The sequence below is a fragment of the Salifodinibacter halophilus genome (assembly GCA_012999515.1).
Lineage (GTDB): Bacteria > Pseudomonadota > Gammaproteobacteria > Nevskiales > Salinisphaeraceae > Salifodinibacter > Salifodinibacter halophilus.
Window position 1 is genome coordinate 1 of sequence record JABEEB010000280.1, and the last position, 269, is coordinate 269.

Below are 269 nucleotides of genomic sequence, written 5' to 3' on the forward strand. Positions count from 1 at the left end.
CTGCCGCCGAGCGCGCCGACCAGGCCGGCGGCGGCCATCGAGCAGGCCACGCCGACCTCGCCCTGGCAGCCGACTTCGGCGCCGCTGATCGAGGCGTTTTCCTTGTACAAGATGCCGACCGCGGCCGCGGTCAGCAGGAAATCGCGCACGCCCTGCAGGTTGGCGCCGGGGCAGAAGCGGTCGTAGTAGTGCAGCACCGCCGGGATGATGCCGGCCGCGCCGTTGGTCGGCGCGGTCACCACGCGGCCGCCGGCGGCGTTTTCTTCGTT

General features: G+C 72.5%; 1 protein-coding gene. It reads right to left on the reverse strand.

Translation table 11 applies throughout. The features are described from left to right. On the reverse strand, positions 1-269 hold a 269-nt coding region (locus HKX41_11665; GenBank protein ID NNC24790.1), incomplete at both ends, for an L-serine ammonia-lyase.